The 23,010-nt window shown below is 64.1% G+C and carries 24 protein-coding genes; 16 read left to right on the forward strand and 8 right to left on the reverse strand.

What is annotated here, in order from left to right:
* Positions 1-62 precede the first annotated feature (62 nt).
* The 7 genes from N2604_RS14555 to N2604_RS14585 all read left to right on the forward strand — a co-directional run bounded on the left by N2604_RS14555 (position 63) and on the right by N2604_RS14585 (position 7,728).
* Positions 63-1,598 (forward strand): ABC transporter substrate-binding protein, encoded by a 1,536-nt coding sequence (locus N2604_RS14555; RefSeq protein ID WP_260375309.1) that lies wholly within the window; start codon positions 63-65, stop codon positions 1,596-1,598.
* 7 nt (positions 1,599-1,605) lie between these two features.
* Positions 1,606-2,556 carry an ABC transporter permease gene (locus N2604_RS14560; RefSeq protein WP_260375310.1) on the forward strand — a complete coding sequence of 317 codons (951 nt, stop codon included), beginning with the start codon at positions 1,606-1,608 and terminating at the stop codon, positions 2,554-2,556.
* Entirely contained in the window at positions 2,543-3,415 is an 873-nt protein-coding gene (locus N2604_RS14565) for an ABC transporter permease (RefSeq protein ID WP_260375311.1), read from the forward strand. Before N2604_RS14560 ends, N2604_RS14565 begins: the two co-directional genes overlap by 14 nt.
* On the forward strand, positions 3,412-4,404 hold the full coding sequence (locus N2604_RS14570; protein WP_260375313.1) for an ABC transporter ATP-binding protein: 993 nt from the start codon (positions 3,412-3,414) through the stop codon (positions 4,402-4,404). The genes N2604_RS14565 and N2604_RS14570 overlap by 4 nt, the downstream gene beginning before the upstream one ends.
* Positions 4,401-5,372 carry an ABC transporter ATP-binding protein gene (locus tag N2604_RS14575; protein ID WP_260375314.1) on the forward strand — a complete coding sequence of 324 codons (972 nt, stop codon included), beginning with the start codon at positions 4,401-4,403 and terminating at the stop codon, positions 5,370-5,372. The genes N2604_RS14570 and N2604_RS14575 overlap by 4 nt, the downstream gene beginning before the upstream one ends.
* A 75-nt stretch (positions 5,373-5,447) precedes the next feature.
* A complete protein-coding gene (locus tag N2604_RS14580; protein ID WP_260375315.1) occupies positions 5,448-6,515 on the forward strand; it encodes an alcohol dehydrogenase in 1,068 nt (355 codons plus the stop codon).
* Between the two features lie 133 nt (positions 6,516-6,648).
* The gene (locus N2604_RS14585; RefSeq protein ID WP_260375316.1) at positions 6,649-7,728 is read left to right on the forward strand and encodes an isocitrate/isopropylmalate dehydrogenase family protein; all 1,080 of its coding nucleotides are present in this window, start codon (positions 6,649-6,651) and stop codon (positions 7,726-7,728) included.
* A gap of 33 nt (positions 7,729-7,761) precedes the next feature.
* On the opposite strand, the gene N2604_RS14590 is transcribed toward N2604_RS14585, so the two are convergent.
* From N2604_RS14590 to N2604_RS14605, 4 genes are all read right to left on the reverse strand, one after another.
* On the reverse strand, positions 7,762-8,040 hold the full coding sequence (locus N2604_RS14590; RefSeq protein WP_260375317.1) for a hypothetical protein: 279 nt from the start codon (positions 8,038-8,040) through the stop codon (positions 7,762-7,764).
* A 105-nt stretch (positions 8,041-8,145) separates the two neighbouring features.
* A complete protein-coding gene (locus N2604_RS14595) occupies positions 8,146-8,967 on the reverse strand; it encodes an enoyl-CoA hydratase (RefSeq protein WP_260375318.1) in 822 nt (273 codons plus the stop codon).
* Between the two features lie 296 nt (positions 8,968-9,263).
* On the reverse strand, positions 9,264-9,635 hold the full coding sequence (locus N2604_RS14600) for a helix-turn-helix domain-containing protein (RefSeq protein ID WP_020608151.1): 372 nt from the start codon (positions 9,633-9,635) through the stop codon (positions 9,264-9,266).
* A gap of 29 nt (positions 9,636-9,664) precedes the next feature.
* Positions 9,665-10,714 (reverse strand): LysR family transcriptional regulator, encoded by a 1,050-nt coding sequence (locus N2604_RS14605; protein WP_260375319.1) that lies wholly within the window; start codon positions 10,712-10,714, stop codon positions 9,665-9,667.
* A 483-nt stretch (positions 10,715-11,197) separates the two neighbouring features.
* On the opposite strand from N2604_RS14605, the gene N2604_RS14610 reads away from it, so the two are divergent.
* From N2604_RS14610 to N2604_RS14625, 4 genes are all read left to right on the forward strand, one after another.
* Positions 11,198-11,464, forward strand: coding sequence for a hypothetical protein (locus N2604_RS14610; RefSeq protein ID WP_025034806.1), 267 nt, complete (start codon positions 11,198-11,200; stop codon positions 11,462-11,464).
* A 206-nt stretch (positions 11,465-11,670) separates the two neighbouring features.
* Positions 11,671-12,402, forward strand: a complete 732-nt coding sequence (locus tag N2604_RS14615) for a cytochrome c biogenesis CcdA family protein (protein ID WP_260375320.1) — start codon at positions 11,671-11,673, stop codon at positions 12,400-12,402.
* Positions 12,403-12,545: 143 nt separating this feature from the next.
* A complete protein-coding gene (locus N2604_RS14620) occupies positions 12,546-12,818 on the forward strand; it encodes a hypothetical protein (protein WP_260375321.1) in 273 nt (90 codons plus the stop codon).
* Between the two features lie 262 nt (positions 12,819-13,080).
* Complete coding sequence (locus tag N2604_RS14625) at positions 13,081-14,625, forward strand: heme peroxidase family protein (RefSeq protein WP_260375322.1); 1,545 nt, start codon at positions 13,081-13,083, stop codon at positions 14,623-14,625.
* A 104-nt stretch (positions 14,626-14,729) separates the two neighbouring features.
* Here N2604_RS14625 and N2604_RS14630 read toward each other — a convergent pair whose 3' ends face one another.
* A complete protein-coding gene (locus N2604_RS14630) occupies positions 14,730-15,074 on the reverse strand; it encodes a DUF1236 domain-containing protein (RefSeq protein WP_025034810.1) in 345 nt (114 codons plus the stop codon).
* Positions 15,075-15,211: 137 nt separating this feature from the next.
* Here N2604_RS14630 and N2604_RS14635 point away from each other — a divergent pair, with 137 nt between their 5' ends.
* The gene (locus tag N2604_RS14635; protein WP_260375323.1) at positions 15,212-15,445 is read left to right on the forward strand and encodes a hypothetical protein; all 234 of its coding nucleotides are present in this window, start codon (positions 15,212-15,214) and stop codon (positions 15,443-15,445) included.
* Between the two features lie 188 nt (positions 15,446-15,633).
* Here the strand turns inward: N2604_RS14635 and N2604_RS14640 are convergent, their stop codons facing one another.
* Complete coding sequence (locus N2604_RS14640) at positions 15,634-15,825, reverse strand: hypothetical protein (RefSeq protein WP_260375324.1); 192 nt, start codon at positions 15,823-15,825, stop codon at positions 15,634-15,636.
* Between the two features lie 80 nt (positions 15,826-15,905).
* Here N2604_RS14640 and N2604_RS14645 point away from each other — a divergent pair, with 80 nt between their 5' ends.
* From N2604_RS14645 to N2604_RS14655, 3 genes are all read left to right on the forward strand, one after another.
* Entirely contained in the window at positions 15,906-16,904 is a 999-nt protein-coding gene (locus tag N2604_RS14645; protein ID WP_260375325.1) for a TRAP transporter substrate-binding protein, read from the forward strand.
* An 84-nt stretch (positions 16,905-16,988) separates the two neighbouring features.
* Positions 16,989-17,504, forward strand: a complete 516-nt coding sequence (locus N2604_RS14650; protein ID WP_260375326.1) for a TRAP transporter small permease — start codon at positions 16,989-16,991, stop codon at positions 17,502-17,504.
* On the forward strand, positions 17,501-18,820 hold the full coding sequence (locus N2604_RS14655; protein ID WP_260375327.1) for a TRAP transporter large permease: 1,320 nt from the start codon (positions 17,501-17,503) through the stop codon (positions 18,818-18,820). The genes N2604_RS14650 and N2604_RS14655 overlap by 4 nt, the downstream gene beginning before the upstream one ends.
* A gap of 54 nt (positions 18,821-18,874) precedes the next feature.
* Here N2604_RS14655 and N2604_RS14660 read toward each other — a convergent pair whose 3' ends face one another.
* Positions 18,875-20,149, reverse strand: a complete 1,275-nt coding sequence (locus tag N2604_RS14660) for a serine hydrolase (protein ID WP_260375328.1) — start codon at positions 20,147-20,149, stop codon at positions 18,875-18,877.
* Positions 20,150-20,309: 160 nt separating this feature from the next.
* On the opposite strand from N2604_RS14660, the gene N2604_RS14665 reads away from it, so the two are divergent.
* Positions 20,310-21,227 (forward strand): intradiol ring-cleavage dioxygenase, encoded by a 918-nt coding sequence (locus N2604_RS14665; RefSeq protein ID WP_260375329.1) that lies wholly within the window; start codon positions 20,310-20,312, stop codon positions 21,225-21,227.
* A gap of 15 nt (positions 21,228-21,242) precedes the next feature.
* Here N2604_RS14665 and N2604_RS14670 read toward each other — a convergent pair whose 3' ends face one another.
* Complete coding sequence (locus N2604_RS14670) at positions 21,243-22,967, reverse strand: bifunctional protein-serine/threonine kinase/phosphatase (protein WP_260375330.1); 1,725 nt, start codon at positions 22,965-22,967, stop codon at positions 21,243-21,245.
* Between the last annotated feature and the right edge of the window lie 43 nt (positions 22,968-23,010).

Genomic DNA, 23,010 nt, shown 5'->3' on the forward strand with positions numbered 1-23,010 from the left:
CAAGCTCGCTCCCGAGTCATTCAACGATCCGAAACATCGGACGAGGGATCCCGGGAGGAACCATGACGAACGCGGCGGCCGTGGCACGCAAGCGCGGGCCTATTTTCCTCCTTGCGGCATTTGCACTGGCAACGCCAGTGCAGGCGCAGAAATCGGGCGGCAGCATCACCGTCGGTCAGGAGCTGGAGATTGCAGGCTTCGATCCGCTCAAGGTCGGCGTCTATGACACCTCGACCTTCACCGCTGCCGCCGCGATCTTCGACACGCTCACAACGCTGAATGACAAGGGCGAGGCGGCGCCGAAGCTCGCGGTGTCCTGGACCCATTCGGACAATTACAAGACCTGGACGTTCAAGCTCCGCGAAGGCGTGAAATTCCACGACGGCACGCCGTTCAATGCGCAGGCCTTCAAGGAGAATTTCGACCGGCAGAAGGACCCCGCCAACAAGTGCCGCTGCGCCTTCTACATCACCAACGTCAAGGAGGTGCTGGCGCCAGACGAACATACGGTCATCTTTAACCTCACTGATCCCTCCGTGAACTGGCCGGCAGTGATCACCATCCAGAGCCAGAACAATGCGGTGCATTCGCCCACCGCCTGGAAGACAAAGGGCGACGATTACAACCGCAACCCGGTCGGCACCGGTCCCTATATCCTGAAATCATGGACCGCCGGCGACCGCATGGTGCTGGAGAAGAACCCCAATTACTGGGACAAGGGCCGTCCCTATCTCGACCGCATCATTCTCAAGCCTTTGCCCGACGCGCAGTCGCGCTTCGCCTCGCTGCAATCGGGCGAGGCCGACATCATCTGGGACGACGAGAACGACGCCGACAACATCATGAAGGCGCAGAAGGACCCCAAGCTTACGGTGCACACCTACAAGGGCTCGGGCGCGCAAGTCTACGCCTTCAACACCAAGGTGCCGCCCTTCGACGACGTCCGCGTGCGGCAGGCGCTGGTGATGGCGATCGATCGTCCGAAGATGTCGCAGGCGATCAGCAACGGCCTGAGCCGGCCTGCGAGCAATCCTTACGGCGACGGCTCCTGGGTCAAGTGCAAGGACGACGGGGCGCTGCCGTTCGACGTCGAGAAAGCCAAGGCGTTGATCAAGGATTACGGCAAGCCGGTCGAGTTCAAGATGCTGGTGACCGCAACGCCCCGCGGCCGCATGATCGGCCAGGTGCTGCAGCAGTTCTGGAAGCGCGCCGGTGCCAACATGGAGATCGAGCAGGTCGATCAGGCCACGATTCCGACGCACGCCTTCACCCGCCAGTTCCAGCTGACGCCGTGGCGCATCGTCGATCTCGCCGATCCCGATCCGCAGATGTACGCGAATTTCCGCAGCGGCAGCCCGCTGGCGCTCGCCGGCTTCTCCGATCCCGAGCTCGACAGGCTTCTGGACCATGCGCGCGTCACCGCCGACATCGGCCAGCGCACCGAGGATTACTGCGCCATCAGCCGCCTGATCAACAGGGAGGCGATCTGGTTCTGGACCTTCCAGAACACCTATTACGCGCTCTCGAGCGCCAGGCTGAAGGGCTTCCCAAAGATCTACAACGGCGTGATCGACGTCTCGACCACCTGGCTGGAATGACGGCGCGATGCTGAACTTCGTCGCGCGGCGGCTGCTTGCGATGCTACCGGTCCTGCTCGCCGTCTCGTTGCTGACGTTCCTAATCGCCTCGCTGCTGCCGGGCGATCTCGCGCTCGTCATCCTCGGCGACCAGGCAACGCCGGAAAATGTCGCGGCGCTCCGCCGCGACATGGGGCTTGATCAGCCGCTGTGGTGGCGTTACCTGAGCTGGCTTGGCCATGTGTTGCAGGGCGATCTCGGCCGCTCGTTTCGCACCGGCCAGACGGTGCTGCAGGCGGTCGCCGAGCGCATCCCGGTCTCGCTGCAGCTGATGCTGATGGCCGAGTTCATCGGGCTCCTGATCGGCGTGCCGGTCGCGATCGCCTGTGCCGCGCGCGCCGGCGGCGCGTTCGACCGCTTCATGACCGGCAGCGCCTTCGCGATGCTGTCGATGCCGTCGTTCCTGACCGCGATCCTGCTGATCTATCTGTTCGCCGTCGAGCTGCGCTGGCTGCCGGCGACCGGCTATGTGCCGTTCACCGAGGCACCGCTGGCCAATTTGCGCTTCTTCGTGCTGCCGGCGCTGACATTGGCGCTGGCGGAATGGCCGGGCATCATGCGCGTGCTGCGCTCCGACATGATCGCGACCCTGCAGGAGGATTATATCGCGCTCGCGAAAGCAAAGGGGCTCAAGCCATCCCGCATCCTGTTCGTGCATGCGCTCAAGCCTTCGTCGCTGACCCTGGTGACGGTGACGGGCATCAATATCGGCCGCCTGCTCGGCGGCACGCTGATCGTCGAATCGATCTTCGCGCTGCCCGGCATCGGCCGGCTGCTGGTCGGGGCGATCTACACCCGCGACCTCGTCATCCTCCAGGGTGTGGTGCTGCTGGTCGCCTGCGGCTTCGTCATCGTCAACTTCATCGTCGACATGCTCTACGCCGTGCTCGATCCGAGGATCCGCCATGGCCACGCTTGAGCTGTCGATCCAGGACGAGGAGGTGGCTGCGCCGGTCGGCCGCAAGCGCAAGCTCGGCCTGTTGTTCTGGATCGCAAGCGCCTGGCTTGCGATCATCCTTTCGCTTGCGATCCTGGCGCCGGTGCTGCCGCTGCAGAACCCTACCGACATGGACATGCTGGAACGCCGCGCCGCCTTCTCCGGGGAACATTGGCTCGGCACCGACGGGCTCGGCCGCGACGAGCTCGCCCGGCTGATCTTTGGCGCGCGGGTGTCGCTGACGGTCGGGCTGATCGCGCCCATGATCGGCCTCGTCGTCGGCGGCGCGCTCGGCCTGCTCGCCGGCTATTTCCGCGGCCGGTTCGAGACACTGGTGGTCGGCAGCATGGATGTGCTGCTGGCTTTTCCGCCGCTGATCTTTGCGCTCGCGGTGGTCGCCTATCTCGGCCAGTCGGTCCCGAACCTCACAATGGTCCTCGGCGTGCTCGGCATTCCCGCCTTCATGCGCGTGGCGCGCGCGGCGACGCTGACGCTGGCGCGGCGCGAATTCGTGATCGCGGCCGAGGCGCTCGGCGCGAGCCATGCGCGCATCCTGCTGCGCGAGCTGCTGCCGAACGTGATCCTGCCGCTGCTCGCCTTCTTCCTGCTCGGCGTCGCCGTCACCATCGTGGTCGAGGGCGCGCTGTCCTTCCTCGGCCTCGGCGTGCCGCCGCCGATGGCGAGCTGGGGCAGCATGATCGGGGAGGGACGTGACAGCCTGGACGTCGCGCCGCGCCTCGCCTTCCTGCCGGCGGCAGCACTGTTTGCGACCGTGCTGGCGTTCAACCTCGTCGGTGATACCTTGCGGGCCCTCACTGATCCACGTCAGGGGGCACTGTGAGCGCGCCGCTCTTGAACATCGAGGATGTGGCGGTCGAGCTGCCGACCCCGCGCGGAAACCTGCGCGCCGTCGATCACGTCGATCTTTCGCTGCAGGCCGGCCGCACGCTCGGGATCGTCGGTGAATCCGGCTGCGGCAAGACCATGCTCTCGCGCGCCGTGCTGCAGCTGCTGCCGAAGAAGGCGAGGCTGACGGGCCGGGTGATGTTCGACGGCCAGGATCTGGTGCGGCTCGAGCCTGAAAGCCTGCGGCGCCTGCGCGGACGCAATCTCGCCGTCGTGTTCCAGGACCCCATGACCTCGCTCAATCCGGTGCTCACCATCGGCACGCAGCTGATGGAGACGATCCAGGAGCACCTCGGGCTCGACGCTCCCGCCGCGAAGGCCCGCAGCATCGAGCTGCTCGCCGCCGTCGGCATTCCCGCGCCGGAGCAGCGGCTCGCGCAATATCCGCATCAATGCTCCGGCGGCATGCGCCAGCGCATCGCGATTGCGATCGCACTGTCCTGCGAGCCGAAGCTCCTGATCGCGGACGAGCCGACCACCGCGCTCGACGTCACCATCCAGGCTCAGATCCTCGATCTGCTCGCGCGCGAGCAGCGCCGCCGCCACATGGCGATGATCATCATCACCCACGATCTCGGCGTGGTCGCCGGCCGCGCCGACGAGGTCGCGGTGATGTATGCGGGCCGGGTGGTGGAGCGCGCGCCGACGCAAGCCTTGTTCAAGCGCATGCACATGCCCTACACCGAGGCGCTGCTGGCGGCGATCCCGAAGCTCGAGACCGCACCGCATACGCCGCTGCCGGCGATCTCGGGCCGTCCACCCGATCCGACGCGGCCGTTGATGGGCTGCTCCTTCGCGCCGCGCTGCAATTATGCCGCCGGGCGCTGTCATGAGGCCAAACCGGTCCTGACGAGCGCCGAGATGCCGGGACATCTCTATGCCTGCTTCCACCCGATCCGGATGACGGAGGGGATCGAGGCATGATGCAGCTTGCCGCGCGGCCCGCGCCGCTTCTGAGCGTCGATAATCTCGTCGTCGAATATGGCCTCGGCAACAAGATTGTTCATGCCGTGTCCGGTGTCAGCCTCCAGGTCGCGCGCGGCGAGACGCTGGGGCTGGTCGGCGAATCCGGCTGCGGCAAGTCGACGCTTGGGCGCGCGGTGCTGCAACTGCGCCGCGCCAAGTCCGGCCGCGTGATGTTCGACGGCGAGGACCTCACCGCAATGGAGGGCGAGGCGCTGCGCAGGATGCGCCGCCGGGTGCAGCTGATCTTTCAGGATCCGATCGCTTCGCTCAACCCGCGCCGGCGCATCGGCGACATCGTCGCCGAGCCGCTTATCATCGCCGGCGTCAAGGATGCCGCCGAGCGCAAGCGCAGGGTTCACGAGGTGCTCTCTGCGGTCGGGCTCGACCCCGATCTCGTGGCGAACCGCCTGCCGCACGAGTTCTCCGGCGGCCAGTGCCAGCGCATCTGTATCGCGCGCTCGCTGGTGCTCAACCCTGAATTCATCGTCTGCGACGAGCCGGTCTCGGCCCTCGACGTCTCCATTCGCGCGCAGATCCTCAACCTGCTGGAGGAGATGAAGGCGCGCTTCGGTCTGACGCTGCTGTTCATCGCGCATGACCTCGCGGTGGTCAAAGCGGTCAGCGACCGTGTCGCGGTGATGTATCTCGGCCGGCTCTGCGAGGTCGGACCCTCGGAGCAATTGTTCGCGCGGCCCGCGCATCCCTACACCGCGCTGCTGTTGCAGGCGATCCCGGTGCCCGATCCGGACGTGCGTCCCGCCGAAAGTGTGGCGGCCGGCGAGCCGCCATCGCCGATTGCGCCGCCATCCGGCTGCCGCTTCCGGACCCGCTGCCCGCGCGCCGATCAGCGTTGCAGCGCGGAGATACCGGAGTTGCGCGAGGTCGCACCCGGCCAGTTCGCGGCTTGCCACCATCCGCTGGCCTGAACTAAGACCGGTTTGTTTCGCCGCGCCGACCATGGCATGGTGGCGCGACAACAAGAAGCATGCGGGAGGACGCCGATGAAGAGTTTCAAGGTTGCCGATTTCAAGGCGCCGCTGTTGGAGGTCGACGAGGCGACGCCGCAGCCCTCGGGCACGCAGGTGCTGATCAAGGTGAAGGCCGCCGGCGTCTGCCACAGCGACCTCCACATCTGGGAAGGCGGCTATGATCTCGGCCATGGCCGCAAGCCGCTCTCATTGAAGGATCGCGGCATCAACCTGCCGCTCACCATGGGCCACGAGACGGTGGGCGAAGTCCTCGCCTTCGGCCCCGACGTGAAGCCGACCGACCAGGGCGATCTCAAGCTCGGCGATGTTGGCCTGGTCTATCCCTGGATCGGCTGCGGCAAGTGCGCGACGTGTCTCGGCGGCGACGAGAACATGTGCTTGACGCCGCGCTCGCTCGGGGTCTATTGCGACGGCGGTTATTCCGATCACATGCTGGTGCCGCATCCGCGCTACCTGCTCAATCTGAAGGGCCTCGACCCCGCGACGACCGCGCCCTATGCCTGCTCGGGCGTCACCACCTACAGCGCGCTGAAGAAGGTCGAGCAGCATTTCGACACGCCGATCGTGATGTTCGGCGCCGGCGGCCTCGGGCTGATGGCGCTGTCGCTCTTGAAGGCCATGGGCGGCAAGGGCGCGATCATGGTCGATATCGACGCCCGGAAGCGCGAGGCAGCCGAGAAGGCCGGTGCGCTCGCGACCGTCGATCCCAAGGCGCCGGACGCGCTGGAGCAGCTTGCCAAGAAGGCGGGCGGGCCGATCCGCGCCGTGATCGACCTCGTCGGCAATGCCGCGACGACGCAGCTCGGCTTCGACTGCCTGACCAAAGGCGGCAAGCTCGTCATCGTCGGCCTGTTCGGCGGCGGCGCGACCTGGGCGCTGCCGCTGATTCCGATCAAGGCGGTGACGATCCAGGGCAGCTATGTCGGCAATTTGCGCGAGACGCAGGAGCTGCTCGAGCTCGTGCGGTCGAAGAAGGTGCCGCCGATCCCGGTGACGCAGCAACCGCTCGCCAAGGCCAACGACGCGCTGCTGCAATTGCAGCAGGGCGCGGTGGTCGGGCGTACGGTGCTGACGCCGTAGCGCGCGCTCTCTCCATCGTCATTGCGAGGAGCGAAGCGACGAAGCAATCCAGGATGTTTCCGTGGGTGCAGTTCTGGATTGCTTCGCTTCGCTCGCAATGACGACTTGGTTGACACTTTCCTTGAGGCCTTAAATGTCCGCAAACAACGCCTTCCATATTGCCGTGCTCGCCGGTGACGGCATCGGTCCGGAGGTCATGGCGCCGGCGCTCGAGGTGCTGCGCAAGGTCGGCGAAAAATCCGGCCTCGGCTTCCGCTTCACCGAGGCGCCGGCCGGCGCCAACCATTATCTCGCGACCGGCAAGTCGATGCCCGATACGACGATCAAGCTGTGCGAAGAGGCGGACGCGATCCTGCTCGGCGCCTGCGGCCTGCCGTCGGTGCGCTATCCCGACAATACCGAGATCGCGCCGCAGATCGAGCTGCGTTTCATCTTCGATCTCTATGCCGGCGTACGTCCGGCGCGGCTCATTCCGGGCGTGCCGAGCCCGATCGTCGGCGCGGACCAGCGCGGCATCGATCTTGTCGTAATTCGCGAATCCACTGAAGGACTGTTTGCGTCGATGGGCAAGGGCGTCGTCACCCATGAGGACGCGCGCGAGACCATGGTGATCACGCGCAAAACCTCCGAGCGCCTGTTCGAGTTCTCGTTTCGCCTCGCCGAGCGGCGCAAGGCGCGCGGCAAGCCCGGTGCGCTCACCTGCGTCGACAAGGCGAACGTGTTCAAGGCCTTTGCGTTCTTCCGCGGCATCTTCGACGAGATCGCCACGAAGCATCCTGAGGTGAAAACCGACCGGCTCTATGTCGATGCCTGCTCAGCGATGCTGGTCAAGCGTCCCTGGGATTTCGACGTGATGGTGATGGAGAATATGTTCGGCGACATCGTCTCCGACATCACCGCGAGCCTGATCGGCGGACTCGGCATGGCGCCGTCCGCCGATATCGGCGACAAGTACGCGGTGTTCCAGCCGTGCCACGGCACGGCGCCCGATATCATGGGGCAGGGCAAGGCCAATCCGACCGGCATGATCCTGTCCGCCGCGATGATGCTGGATTGGCTCGCGGACAAGCACGGCGTCGAGAGCGCGGCGGAGGCCGGCGAGACGATCGAGCGTGCGGTGGACCAGGTCTATGCCGGCGGCATCAAGCCGATGGAGTTCGGCGGCAGCAACGGTACGGCTGACATCACGGAGGCAGTGCTCGCGGCGCTGTAATCGAAGAAAGGGCCCCGCGGGGGCCCTTCGCGTTCACCAGCGGTGCCAGTGGCGGTGACGCCAGCCCCATGGACGCGGGCCGTAGAAGCGCGGGCCGCCGTAATAGCCGTAGGCGCGATAATAGTTCGGGCGCCACCAGCAGCGACCCCAGGGGTTACACACCCAGCGCACCTGATCGACGTCGGCAGCCGGGCCTTTTGCAATCTTGTCGGCCTGCGGGATGCCGTTCGGCATTGCCGCAAGCGCCGGTCCCGACGCGAGCGCAACACCACCCATCGCAGCCAGCGCAAGAACAGCAAATCTGAGTTTCATCGCAATCTCCCTCGTTGGTGGCGGGAGAACTTGCGGGAGATCAACTGGTTGCAATGGCGATTGGGCTGCGTGCGGAATTTAATCTATCTGAATGTCGGTTCAGCTTCAGCGTCCCTGAAACTTCGGCTTGCGCTTTTCCATGAAGGCCTGCCGGCCCTCGCGGAAATCCTCCGAATCCATGCAGGCATTGCCGATCGCCTTGATCGCGTCCATGTCGCGCCGGCTCTCGTCCTTCAGCACCTGCGCGATCGTGATCTTGGCCGCCTTGATCGCGAGTGGGGCGTTCTGCGCGATCGTCTCGGCGATCGTCATGGTCTCGCCCCAGAGCTCGCCTTGCGGGAACACGCGCTCGACGAGACCGATGCGCAGCGCCTCGGCGGAATCGATGCGCATGCCCGTGTACATCAGCAGCCGCGCCCAGGACGGCCCGACCAGCGACACCAGATGCTTCAAGCCGTCATAGCCATAGGCGATGCCAAGCCGGGCCGCGGGAATGCCGAACTGGCTGTCCTGCGAGGCGAGGCGGATGTCGGCGAGCATCGCGACCTGCATGCCGCCGCCGAGGCAATAGCCGTCGATGCAGGCGATGGTCGGCTTGGGATAGTCGGCGAGCAGCGCGCGCTGGGCGGCGCTGCGCTTGGCGTATTCCTCGGACGCCGCCGCATTGTGCCTGACCTTCTCGAACTGGCTGATGTCGGCGCCCGAGACGAACGCCTTGCCGCCGGCGCCGCGCAGGATCACGACGCGCACCTTGTCGTCGTCGCGCAAGGCCGTCAGCGCCTCGCCAAATCCCTCCCACATCTCCAGCGACATCGCGTTGCGCTTGTCGGGATTGTTGAAGGTGATCACGCCGACGCCGTCGGCCGTGTGCGTGAGGATCCTGCCGTCGGCGTAAGGTGTTCCGGTCGTGCTGAAATTGTCTGGCATCGCGCGCTCGCTGCTCGGTGGCGAGGCGCAATGTGCGGCGCAGGCGCCGCCGCGGTCAACCGGCGTAGCAGAGGAGAGCCTGCATCCGGCCGTGCTGCGATTGCATGGCGCGCGACGTTCGACGGGGACCGAAACTTCGAAGGGAGACTGCCAAAAAAGGGGCGGCCAAGCCGCCCCGAGACAGGCCGCGCGCAATTGCGCGCAGACATCTTTCGGCCGATCTCGTGCAATCCGGCCGCGCCCCCGTGACGCGGCGGATTGAACGTCGGCCGTGAAGGCCGGACCGTCGATCGGCCTCAGCTCTCGTTCGCCGCGATCGATTCCATCAGCGAGACGAGCTGACGCTGCACCGTCTGATCCTTGATCTTGCTGTAGGCGCGCAGCAGACGGAGGCTGAAGGCCGAGTCGAGGAAGAGCAGGCTCTCGACTTCGCGGGCCTTGTTGTCGCCGTCGTAGAAGAAGGTCACGGGCACATCGAGGGCGGAGGCGATCTGCTGAAGCCGGGCCGCGCCGACGCGATTGACGCCCTTCTCGTATTTCTGGACCTGCTGGAAGCTGACGCCGAGCTTCTCGCCGAGCTCGGCCTGCGAGATCTTCATCTCGACGCGCCGCAGACGGATCCGCTTGCCAAGCTCGATGTCGGGCTTGCCCGCGCTGCGCTGCTTCATTCTTTTCGCCGCTGCTTTCATCTCTGTTTTCACCTTTGTTCTTCGGTTGAAAATCCCCCGAAGAGCTGGGTCAGGGGTTCGCCCATATACGAGTCCTTGAATTCATGCGGGTGCACGAACTCTTCCTTAAACCACGGGAAGCGGGCCGGATTGAAAGCCTCGATCAGCCAATCAATCATGTGCCGCACACGCGGAATCCGGCCGCTACCGGGATGGTAGGACAACCAGATATCCAGCGGTCGGTTCAGCTCGACCTCCAGTGGAATCAACTTCCCGCCAAGCGCGATGGCGTAGCTCGGGAAGACGCCGATGCCGGCGCCATTCGCGACCGCCCAATAGTTGGCGCTCGAGACGTTGGTCTTCATGACCAGAAGGTCACGTTCGGACACGCCCGGGAAGAAGCTCTCGAAAGATTCCTTGGCGGCGAGCTGGTCGGCGAATTGCAGCACCAGACGATGCTTGATCAATTCCGCCGCCGAGCGCGGCGCGCCATGCTTTTCGATGTATTTCTCGGAGGCCCAGAACATCAGGTGCATGCGGCCGAGCCGCACCAGCTTGATGTCGAGCGCCGAGGGACGGGACAGATGGATGGCGACGTCGGCCTCGTGGCGCGAGACGTCGGCCGAGCGCATCGCGCAATGCAGGTCCACCAGGATCTTCGGATAGGCCTGCTGGAATTCAACGAGGCGCGGGGCCAGCCAGAATGTGCCGAGCCCCTCGGTGACGGCCACGCGGACCTCGCCGGACAAGGCGTTGGCCATCGAATCACTGGCGCGCAGCACGTCGAAGGTGGCCGCCTCCATGCGCTCGACGGCGGACACCACCAGGGCGCCCTCATCGGTCAGATGGGTGCCGTGGACGTCGCGAGTGAACAACGTGGTGCCGGTCTGGCGTTCGAAATCGTCGATCCGGCGCCGCACGGCGTTGATCGACAGCGACAGGCGCTCGGCCGCCGAGCGAAAGCTTCCGCATCGGACGACTTCCAAAAATATGCGGGCGGTGTCCCAATCCGAGAGGCCGCTGAGATTTGTCTTTGGGCGTTCCGCCAGCGGAACGCCCCTTTCCGCCAAGGAGTGCATACAATTTCCTTTGGAGCGCTAAACTGGCAGAATCTGGAGCAAACCACAACCACGACGGGTTGAGGAACGACGAGTTTTGAACGTCATCCTTACTACCTGAGGGCGGTATTTGGATGCTGCCATGAGTCGGGAATTCGGGCGAGACTATCGGCTCGACTGAGGGGTATGGCGTGAGTTCCGTTGCGAGCCGCAAAATGGCTGCGGGATTTCCGGCGCTGTCCGCAATGAATGGTCTTGCGCGCCAGTCCATGCTGTCGCCCCGATGGATCGATCACACCGTATCAAGCGTTTGCTCCCACAGCATTTCGGCGATCGCCAGTGGTGCCGCAAGGCGATGGCCGCCGGAAGCACGGTTCCACAGCAGATACACACTGAAATCAGGTTCGAAGGCGCAGTCGCCTCGTGCTATCTTTCGTCTTCCATGGGGGCCGAAGGGGGCGTGACAGATACGTCACGCAGGCCGAATTAACGGAAAGAACGCCGGTGTCGCATTCAGACGAACAGTTGCAGTCGGTGCTGGAAACGCTCGAGGAGTGCCGCAGGGTTCTCAATGCGTGCAACAGCCGTGAGTCGGCCGAGATGCTGTCCATCGTCATCCTGGACGTCAGGATGAAACTGAAAGGAATCGACAGTGCCGATCTCAAGGCGCTGTGCGACGAAATGCTGCGGAGCGCTGCCAGCGAGCCGCCGCCCCCTTCCAAGCAGACGCAGGACCAGCCCCGGCGTCCGCTGCTCCGCGTGGTGAAGTAGCCGCGCCGCCGAATCCCGCTGTTTGGCGAGGTTTGTGCGCGTCCCGATGCCGCATCTGTGATCACGGAGGGCATCGGGAGGAGCCTTGGTTCTGTGCGCCTCTGTTGCGCATTCTCCGGCATCGGCTACACCAGAGCCGGTTCGGCTCCGGGCTGGGCGCGTTCCCTGCGCGCCGTGTCGGGGCCTGAGATGGCTCCGACTGCATCATGCAAAATGTTTCGATCCCGGCGGCGCTGATTGCCGGCCTCGTCAGCTTCCTCTCGCCTTGCGTCCTGCCTCTGGTTCCGCCCTATCTGATCTACCTCACGGGCGCCACGATCGAGCATGTCGAGAGCGACGAGCCGGCCGCGGCCTCCAAGCGCGCGATCATGATGTCGGCGCTCCTGTTCGTGCTCGGCTTCTCCACCATCTTCGTGGCGCTCGGCGCCAGCGCTTCGCTGGTCGGCGGACTGATCCGTGCCTGGTCGGCGGAGCTGTCGATCCTCGCCGGTATCGTCATCATCATCATGGGCCTGCACTTCCTCGGACTGACGCGCATCGGTCTTCTGATGCGCGAGGGGCGGCTGCCGATCCCCAAACCGGTCGGCCTCTGGGGCGCCTATATCATGGGTCTCGCATTCGCCTTCGGCTGGACGCCCTGCATCGGCCCGATCCTCGCCGCGATCCTCTCGATCGCCGCGGCGGAAGCCACGGTGACGAGGGGCGCCGGCCTGCTCGCGGTCTATTCCGCGGGCCTCGGCATTCCATTCCTTATCGCCGCGCTGATGATCGAACAGTTCTCCGCGCTGTTCGCGCGCATGAAGGGCCACCTCGTCAATGTCGAGCGCGCCATGGGCGTCTTGATGGTGATCACGGGCATCGGCTTTCTCACCGGCGCGGTCTCGAATGTGAGCATCTGGCTGCTGGAGACGTTTCCGGCGCTGCAGACGATCGGTTAGCGCGCGAGGGGACCGGGTTTTCACGGACGAAAAAGTAGAGGAACGATTGGAACCCGTCAGGCATGCTGTCACGGAACGACGATTCCAAACCTTTCCGGTCCGGAGACGTTTGCATCGGGGACAACTCGCATGGTGGAGATCACGTGACCAAGACATTGCGCTTAGAACCCTTGTCGGACAACGCGGCTTTGGTTGCCTGGCAATTTTTGGGGCAGCCGTTGCAGGAGTGGCCGAGCTGGGTTCAGTCGAATTGCTCGCTGCAGAAGGATGCCGACGGAAAATTCGAGCTTCGGCACGAGCGGCGCAGCGGCACCCAGATCGTCTATCTCGGTGAGTGGCTGGTGAGAGATCTCGATGGCGGCGTGGACTTCTACACGGACGCTGAGATCTGGTCGCGGTTTGCCGTCAAACGATGAAGCGCGAAGAGAGTTGGGCCTGCTCGTCGATCGCGCCTTAGTCTTTCTTGCTTGAGCTCCCGGCGATCAAAAGCCTGTGTCGTCGGTGGGGCAAAAGGCCTCGCCGGTAGGACTCACCTATAGAATGCAATCTGTGGTAATATTTCGTCGTACTACACCCTGAGGGGCAATTCTTCTGAACGTATACTGAAACGAGAATTTTGGACCAATCGACATCTTCGGCGCCCCTCTCCCCTAAAAGCATTTTGAGCAGGAGCAAGCGATGGGAACCGACGTGAATGTTCATCCCGGTCATGGCAAGGCCGGACGTCAACCGACGCGACAATTTCTTGATACGCTTTCCGGACACGACGATCCGGGCATGTTTGGCCGGATGTTTCCGACCCTGGAGCCGCTGGCTGTCGACGACGGTCCGCTGCATGAGCTCGCCGATGCGATGAAGGATCCCGCCCCCGGCGACGCCGCGGGAAACAATCCCAATGTGCCGGCGGGTTTCACCTATCTCGGGCAATTCGTCGATCATGATATCACGCTCGACTTGACCTCCTTCGGCGAGAAGGAAGCCGATCCGACGGCGGTCACGAATTTTCGCACGCCCGCACTCGATCTCGACAGCGTCTATGGTCTCGGTCCCGACGGAAGCCGTCATCTGTACGCGCGCAATTCGGCGACCGACAACGGCAAGACACCGGGCCCCAAGCTGCTGATCGGCAAGACCGTCAACGTCGATGCCATCACGGGCGATCATCGCAACGACCTGCCGCGCAATCCCGAGGGGTTTGCCCTGATCGGCGATCACCGCAATGACGAGAACCTGCTCGTCGCGCAAACCCATCTTGCGATGCTGAAGTTTCACAACAAGGTCTGCGATCAGCTCGCAGCATCCGGCAAGCCGGCGGGCGAGATCTTCGAGGAAGCGCGCCGGATCGTGACCTGGCACTACCAATGGATGGTCCTGCACGATTTCGTGGAGCGGATCACCGAGAAGGGGATCGTCGCGAAGATTCTCGAGCAGGGGCGGCGTTTCTACCGCTTCAAGAAGACGCCCTACATGCCCGTCGAATTTTCAGCCGCCGTCTACCGTCTCGGCCACAGCATGGTGCGCCAGGTCTATAGCCACAACCGGATCTTCACGCCCGGCGGTCTCACTCCGGCGACCCTGGACCTGCTGTTCAGGTTCACCGGGTTGTCGGGCGGCATCATCGGCGATCTGGCGCCAAACCCGATTCAGCCGCCGCTCCCGCTTCCGGTGCTTTCGAGCAACTGGATCATCGACTGGCGGCGCTTCTATCAGGTGCTGCCGAACAATCCTCCGGGCGTGACGCTCAATCCGTCGCGCAAGATCGACCCGTTCGTCGTGCCGCAACTGCACACCTTGCCCGGCGACGGCGGCAGCCTGCCGTTCCGCAATCTCAAGCGTGGCGTGCTGTTGGGCTTGCCCTCCGGGCAGGACGTCGCCAAGACCATGAAGGTCAAGAACCCGCTGACGCCGGCCGAAATCTCCAAGGGGACCGACGGCGCGGTGGCGAAGAAGCACGGCCTGCACGAGCACACCCCGCTCTGGTACTACATCCTCAAGGAGGCGGAGCAGCGGGGCGGCGGTGAAAAGCTCGGGCCCGTCGGCGCGACCCTGCTTGCCGAGGTCTTCGTCGGCCTCGTCCATGGCGACCACCAGTCGTATCTCTGGCTCAAGGGCAAGAACTGGAAGCCGACGCTGCCCTCGCAAGTGCCGGGCGAATTCACGATGGCCGATCTGCTGCGTTTCGTCGGGGATATCAGCCCGATCGACGGCATCTCGACCGTCTAGACCATGATCCGCAAAACCGCGACGCGGTTTTCCGGAAAGATCGACCTCATGCGATCAATGCGGGGAGGGCGGCCGCCGCCGAGACGGCCGCTCTCCCATCCTGATCAATCGATTTCCTGCACGACGGTGCGTGAGCCGGGATCGACCAGCATCACGCGCTCTCCCGAATAGACATAGCGATACTTCGTCAGCGACGGGCCCCAATCGGACGGAACGGCCTCGAGCTCGACGTCGCTCGGCACCGTCGCGCCGACGACGATCTTCTCCTTCGTCGTGACCGGGCGGACGCGATGTTCGGTGACGTAGGATTTGATCTTGGTCCTGTATTGCGGCTCGATCTGAACGGCGGCCGCGTGGCCGGTTCCGGTGGTGGTCACCACGGTGGATTGCGCGAAAGCGCCGGTCGAGATCAACGCTGCGGCAGCGGACAGCAGGAACAGCTTCTTCATCTTGGTTCTCCTTTCACGGGAATAGCGCGGCACCAACATCTGATCGCGGGTGGCGTTCCCTGCGAAAAGGAACAAATTGCCGATTTTTCCCGGTGGGATCAGCAGGCCACGAGCCCTGCGATCTGGAGGAGGAGAACATGAAGTTGAGAATAGCGTCCGCAGCGCTGATGGTTGCTGCGTTGTCCATGCCGGCGTTCGCGGCCGACGAGTTCTACGTCGTCCAGGACGTCAAGACCAAGAAGTGCACCGTCGTCGACAAGAAGCCGACGGACACGTCCATGACTGTCGTCAGCCCCTCGGGCACGATCTACAAGACGCGCACTGAGGCCGAGAGCGGCATGAAGACGGTCAAGGTCTGCACGTCCAACTAGGGAGGAGCGTGATGCCCGTGTTTATTCTCTGGGCCGTGCCGGCGATCATCGTGATCGGCGGCGGCATCTATCTGATAGGTCATTTGCACTAGAGCATGATCCGCAAAAGTGCGTAGCGTTTTCCGAAAAGATCATGCTCAAACAATGACCGAAAGTGCGATGACGATTCATGCTAATCGCATCGCGCTTTAGGCTTCGAGAAGTCGCGCGGGCTTCTTGCGTGCAGCGCACAGGTCCGCACGGCTGCCGCCCGCCGCCAGAGCGCGTCGGCGCCGGCCGGAGCGCCCGTTGCAGTGCAACACATCGTGCCGGAGCAGCCCCGCGACGAAGAGGACCGCCAACGCACGCGAAATGACTTCCGTCCCGCCGAGGTTTTTCATACGCTTGCCTCTCGCAAGCCGCATAATGGCTGCGCTCACGGCCCGGCGACAGGGCTGGAGCATCAAAGGGAGGGGAGACGATGAAGCGGAGATCATTTCTCGCTGGGATCGGTGCAACCACTGCGGCAGCTACCATTGGCATGCCGTCGATCCTGAGGGCGCAAGCCCCGATCACGCTGAACGGTGCCGTGCAGTTCAATGACGACCATGCCTTCAACCGGGCGCTGATCCGGTTCGAGGAACTGGTGAAGAAATATTACGGCAAGCCGGTCAACTTCACCCTGCATAAGAACTCCTCGCTCGGCCTCGAGAAGCAGTATTTCGAGTACATGTCGCAGGGCAAGGCGGTCGATTACGCCATCGTCTCGCCGGCTCACATGTCGACCTTCGCCAAGGCGGCCCCGTTCATCGATGCGCCCTTCGTGTTCAAGGGCATCGAGCACATGAACAAGGTGGTCGAAGCCAACATCCTGGCGCCGATCGCCGACGAGGTCGCGGCCAAGGCCGAGGTCGTTCTGATCGGCTATGCCGGCGGCGGCATCCGCAACATCTTCGCCAACAAGCCGCTCAAGAACCTCGCCGATCTCAAAGGCCTCAAGGTCCGCGTGCAGGGCGCGCCGATCTGGTCGAAGACCTTCGCGGCCGTCGGCATGAGCCCGACCGTGATCGCCTATAACGAAATCTACAATGCGATCCAGAACGGCGTCATCTCGGCCGGCGAGAACGAGGCGGCCGGCGTCGAGGCGATGAAGTTCTACGAAGTGGCCCCATATCTCAGCCTGACCCAGCACGCCGTGTCGATCCGGCCGATCTGCTTCTCGGTGAAGACGCTGAAGACCCTGCCCAAGGATCTGCAGGACGCGATCATGAAGGCGGGCAAGGAGGCCGGCGATTACGGCCGCCAGCTCGAATCGAGCGAAGAAGTCGTCAAGCTCGACACGCTGGAGAAGGCCGGCAAGCTCAAGCGCGTTCCGTTCGAGGAGCGGGATGCCATGAAGAAGCTCGCCGACCCCGTGATGGCCACCTACGCCAAGGAGATCGGCGCGGAAGGCATTTTCGAGAAAATCAACGTCGTCTGAGGCCGCCCCGTCCGCCGACAGCATTTCGGGCAGGCCCCGCTTCTCCTGCCCGGACATGGCGGATGAGCGCCGTACGGAGCTCCAATGTCCGAAATGCACGTCCCGTCCACACCGTCGCTGTGGCGTCGCGTCACCGCGGCCTATGCGAAATTGCTGGAATTCCTGCTGGCCGCCTGCGTCGGCATCCTGGTCATCCCCGTCACGTTGCAAATCGTCTCACGCTACACGCCGTTCATTCCCTCCTACATCTGGACCGAGGAGATGGCGCGGTTTCTGTTCATCTGGACGATCATGATCGGGGCGATGGTCGGCGTGCGGGAAGCGCAGCACTTCGAGGTCGACGTCTGGCCCGATCTGTCGCGGCGATCGGAGGCCGCTGTGCGGATCCTCGCGCGGCTCGGCGTGCTGGCACTGGCCCTCGTGTTCGTGTGGGCCGGAATCGAATTCACGCGCTTTGCCTGGAACAGGACGTCGGAGCTGGCCGATCTGCCGCTCTGGCTGATCCACGTCGCCTGGCCGGTAGCCGGCGTGACGTGGATCGTGTTTGCGGGCGAACAGATCCTTGGTGAAATGCGCGTTCTGGTCGGGGCACAGAGATGAGCGGCACTGTACTCTCTGCCGGACAGGCCGCGATGGTGCTGTTCGGGGTCTTCATCGGCCTGCTCATCGTGCGCGTGCCGGTCGCCTTCGCGCTCGGCCTTGCCTGCGTACCGATCCTTCTGATCGAGCCGCGCCTGTCGCTGATGATGCTCGCCCAGGAAACCTTCAACGCCTACAATTCGTTCATCCTGCTCGCGGTGCCGTTCTTCCTCTTGACGGCGAACCTGATGAGCATCGGCGGCATCACCGACCGCCTCGTGGCGCTGTCGCGCTCGATGGTCGGGCACTGGCCGGGATCGCTGGCGCAGATCAACGTCGTGCTGTCGGTGTTCTTTGCCGGCATCTCCGGCTCCTCGACGGCCGATGCCGCCAGCCAGTCCAAGATCTTCATCGATGCGCAGAGCAAGGAGGGCTACGACCTTTCGTTCTCTATCGCCATCACGGCGGTGTCTGCGGTGCTTGCCGTCATCATCCCGCCGTCGATCCTGATGATCGTGTGGGGCGGGCTGATCTCGACTTCGATCGCGGCGATGTATCTGGCCGGCATCGTGCCAGGCCTTTTGATCGCGGGCGCGCAGATGGCGACTGTGCACGTCTACGCGGTGCGCCGCGGCTATCCGACCTATCCGAAGGCGACCTGGCGCGAGATGCGATGCGCCGTCTGGCGGTCGATACCGGCGCTGATGACGCCATTCATCATCGTCGGCGGCATTCTGCTCGGCTGGTTCACCGCGACCGAGTCCGCCTGCGTCGCGGTGCTCTATTCCGTAGCGCTCTCCGCGTTCTTTTATCGCGAGACGGGTCTACGCGAATTGTACAAGGCGCTGCTCGATACCGGGCGCCTGGCCGGAGTTGCCTTGTTCTGCGTGGGCACGGCCAGCGCGTTCGGCTGGTTGCTGGCCTACTACAAGATTCCGCAGGAACTTTTGGCGAATGTCTCGACCTGGGGCATGGGCACGGTCACGGCGGGGTTCTTCATCGCATTCTGCTTTCTGGTGGTGGGCTGCTTCCTCGATGCCATCCCGGCGATCGTCATCGTCGGCACCGTGCTGGAGCCGCTCGCCAAGTCCGTCGATCTCCATCCGGTCCAGTTCGCGATCATCTCCATCGTGTCGCTGGCCTTCGGACTGGTAACGCCGCCCTATGGCCTCTGTCTGATGATCGCCTGCTCGATCGCCGGCGTGCGGCTGCGCTATGCCCTGAAGGACACGGTGATCATGCTGATCCCGATGCTGCTCGTGCTGGCGGCGCTCATCGTCTGGCCCAGCGTGTCGCTGTTCCTGCCGCGCCTGATCGTGCCGGAGATGCTCAAATGAGCGATTGATCGTGCGATCCCGCGGCCGGGGCGCCGCGGGATCGATTTGCGTGGGTTACAGATTGCTCTCGGTGATCGCGGCGTAGACCATGCTGCGCAGCTCGCGGCGGAGCGGGTAGGCACTCGACGGCAGCACCTGGGTCATGAAGATCGTGATCAGCTCCTCGGCCGGATCGATCCAGAACGAGGTCGTGGCCGCGCCGCCCCAATTGTATTCGCCGGGGCTGCCGGCGATCAGCGTCTCGGCCGGGCGCATGGTGACGGCGAAGCCAAGACCGAAGCCGATGCCGTTATAGGTCGCTTCCGAGAACAGCGAGCGCGAGACCTCCGGCAGCGCCCGGCCGCCGGGGATGTGGTTGGTCGTCATCAGCGCCAGCGTCTTCGGCCCGATCAGCCTGACGCCGCCGAGCTCGCCGCCATTGAGCAGCGCGCGGCAGAAGGTGAGATAGTCGGCGACCGTCGAGCACAGGCCGCCGCCGCCGGAGATGAACGAGGGCGGCGACAGGAACGAGCTCGTTGTCGGATCGTCCTGCAGCGTCAGCCCCTCACGGCGCTGGCCGGCATGGAAGGTCATGCCGCCGCCGGGGTCCGCCGAATAGCAGGCCGCGAAGCGATGCGCCTTGGAGGCGGGCACATGGAAGTCGGTGTCGGTCATGCCGAGCGGATCGAGGATGCGTGATTTAAGGAACTGCTCGAACGGCATGCCCGAGATCTTGCCGATGAGGTATCCGATCACGTCGGTCGCGACGGAGTAGTTCCAGGCCTCGCCCGGCGAGAACTCCAGCGGGATCTTTGCCAGCCCCTCGATCATGCTCTGCAGCGTGCCCGATTTCTCGACCTCGCCGATCTTCTCAGTGCGATAGGCGGCATCGACGTTTGAACGCTGCTGGAAGCCATAGGTTAGTCCAGACGTGTGGCGCAAGAGGTCGACGATCAGCATCGGCCGAGACGGCGGCCGGGTCAGGAACGCCGGATAGGTGCCGGCGACGAACACGCCGAGATCCTTCCACTCCGGAATGTATTTGGCGACGGGCTCGTCGATCGCGACGAGGCCTTCCTCGACCAGCATCATGAAGGCGACGCTGGTGAGCGGCTTGGTCATGGAATAGATGCGATAGATCGTATCGTCCTTCACCGCCACCTTGCGCTCGACGTCGGCAAAGCCTTGCACCGAGCTGTGCGCGACCTTGCCGCGGCGGTAGACCAGAAGATGCGTGCCCGGGAAACGGCCGGCATCGATGTACCGGCGCTTGAGATGCGCATCGACGCGATCGAGCGCAACCTTGGACATGCCGACGGATTCGGGCGAGGCGGGGGTGGGGGCGAGCATCAGTTCCTCCGGGGCGTTTTGTCGGAAAGTTGATACCGAAATGGCGGCCGCATTCCAAGCCGGTTGCGCTTAACGAGGCTGGGCCGGGTGGTGTAGACTCGGCCTCGGAACGCAAGGAGCCCGCCCGGGCCAACGATAAAAACGCGAGGGCAAACGCACCATGACCCAGTTCAACGAGACCGACCTCACCGAAGCCGTCGTCAAGAGCTTCGACCAGACGCCTGATGCGCGTGCGAAATTCCTGCTGCAGGAATTGGTGAAGTCGCTGCACGATTACGTGAGCAAGACCGGTCTCACCTTCGAGGAATGGGAATACGCCATCGACTTCCTGACCCGCACGGGTCAGAAATGCACCGACACCCGCCAGGAGTTCATCCTGCTGTCCGACGTGCTCGGCGTCTCCATGCTGGTCGATGCGGTCAACCACAGGGATCGCGACGGTGCCACGCAGACCACGGTGCTCGGCCCGTTCTACGTCGGCGAGCACAAGGTAGCTGCCCACGGCACCGACATCTCGCCGAACAACCAGACCGGCGAGCGGATGTTCGTGCAGAGCCGCGTCACCGATCTCAAGGGCAAGCCGCTCGCGAACGTTCCCGTCGACGTCTGGCATGCCGACGATGACGGCTTCTACGATTCCCAGAAGCCGAACTACGACGAGGTCGGCGCCTCGGCGCGGGCGCGCTTCATCACCGATGACGATGGGCGCTTCTTCTTCCGCACCATCCTGCCGTGCAGCTATCCGATCCCGACCGATGGTCCCGTCGGCGAGATGATCGTGCAAACCGGCCGCCACCCGATGCGCCCGGCGCATGTGCACTTCCTGGTCAATGCCAAGGGTTATGAGCCGCTGATCACCCACGTCTTCATGGCTGGCGACGAATATCTCGATTCCGACGTGGTGTTCGGCGTCAAGGACGATCTCGTCGCCAAGGTCGAGCCGCGCAACGATCCCGCAATGCCCGACGGCACCAAGGCAAACGGGCAGTGGCACCTGATGACCTACGAATTCCACCTCAAGCCCGGCGGCGGCGTGGCGCCGAAGCCGCTGGGGACGAAGGCGGCGGAGCCGGCGTGAGGGGGCCTCGTTCTTCTACCGCAGCCGAAGCGCAGCGAGCAGCGCGATGACCGCGCAGGCCAGGACCGCCGTGGTCAGCTTCCAGAACAGCAGCGGATTGCGCTCGAGCAGCGGCGTGGTCCGGGTGGCGAGATAGGCCGGATTGGGGTTTCTGAGCTCGAACACGAACTCGGACATGTCCTCGTGGCGCTTGTAGGGATCGGGATGCAGCGCTTTCCTGAGCGCGCCGTCGATCCAGCCCGGGATGCCCCGCTGGGCATCGACCGCGGGGCGGTATCGCAATTTCCACGCGTCCGATCGTCCGCGGATTTTGGCAAGCTGGGCGCCGTAGGGCAGATGCCCGGTCAGCATCTGGTAGCAGATGGCGGCCAGCGAGAACATGTCGGACCGGGGCGAGCCGCCCTGCCCAAGGAAATATTCCGGTGCCGTATATTGAACGGTGCCGAGAATTTCTGCGTCGGCCGATCTCGGCGCGGCTTCGGCGACGCCTGCGACCCTCACCGATCCGAAGTCGATGATCTTGGCGGTGCCGGTCTTGTCGATCAGGACGTTGTCGGGCCTGAGATCCTGGTGCAGCATCTCCATGCGGTGGAAGGCGCGAAGCCCGGTGGCGATCTGCTCGATGATCCTGCGCACCGTCTCCAGATCTGGACGCGGATTGTCGAGCATCCATTGCCGCAGCGTCCGCCCCTCGACGAACTCGGTCGCGACGTAGAGATAGTTGCGCCGCGTCGATCGCGATCGCGGCTTGAGCACGTACGGACTATCGATCCGCCGCGCGATCCACTCTTCCATCAGGAAACGTTTCAGATAGGCCTGGTTGTCGCGCAGGTCGATCGACGGAATCTTGAGCGCGACCGTTTCCTCGGTCTCCGCATCGACGGCGAGATAGATGTGGCTGCGGCTGCTGCCATGGATCTCGCGGATGATCCGGTAGCCGTCGAACATCGCCCGCGGCTCCAACAGAGGCGGCAGCGGCAGCGCCGAGGTCCGGTCGAAAACGCCCGTTTCCTCCGGCACCGCATCGATCCGCAGGATCTGGACCGTGATGTTGTCGTCGCTGCCGCGCCGGTAGGCCTCCTCGACGATCGCCTTCGCCGCGCCGTCGAGCTCGGCGTGCTCGTTGATTGCACTCGTCACGAAACGCGCATCGACGAACTCGTAGGCACCGTCGGTCGCCAGCAGGAAGGTGTCGCCGGCCTGGATCTCGATCGTCTGGTAGTCGATCTCGAGCTGCGGATTGATGCCGAGCGCGCGGCCGAGATAGGTCTGCTCCGACGACACGATGATGCGGTGATCGTCGGTCAACTGCTCGAGCGCCTTGCCGGCGAGGCGGTAGATCCGGCAGTCGCCGACATGGAAGATGTGCGCGGTCGCCGCCTTGATGACCATGGCGCTGAGCGTGCAGACATAGCCTTTGTCGCGGTCGTAGGCATATTGGCTCTTGCGCGTCTGCGCATGCAGCCAGGAATTGGTCGCCTCCAGCACGCGGCGGGCTGAGGTCTTCACTGTCCACGATTCCGACGTGCAGTAATAATCCATCAGGAAGCTCTTGACCGCCGACTCGCTGGCGATCTGGCTCACCGTGCTCGAGGAGATGCCGTCGGCGAGGACGGCCGCGATGCCCTTCAGGCTAAGCAGCGGCTCCTCCGGAATCAGGACGCCGTGAAAGTCCTGGTTGACGGGCTTGCGACCCTTGTCGGAGTGCTGGCCGATCGAAATCAGGAGTCCGCGGGTCATCGTCGCCACCAGGGCAAAGAGAGCCTCACCCTACACGGGCGAG

Origin of the sequence: Bradyrhizobium sp. CB1015, assembly GCF_025200925.1 — a bacterium.
Taxonomy (GTDB): domain Bacteria; phylum Pseudomonadota; class Alphaproteobacteria; order Rhizobiales; family Xanthobacteraceae; genus Bradyrhizobium.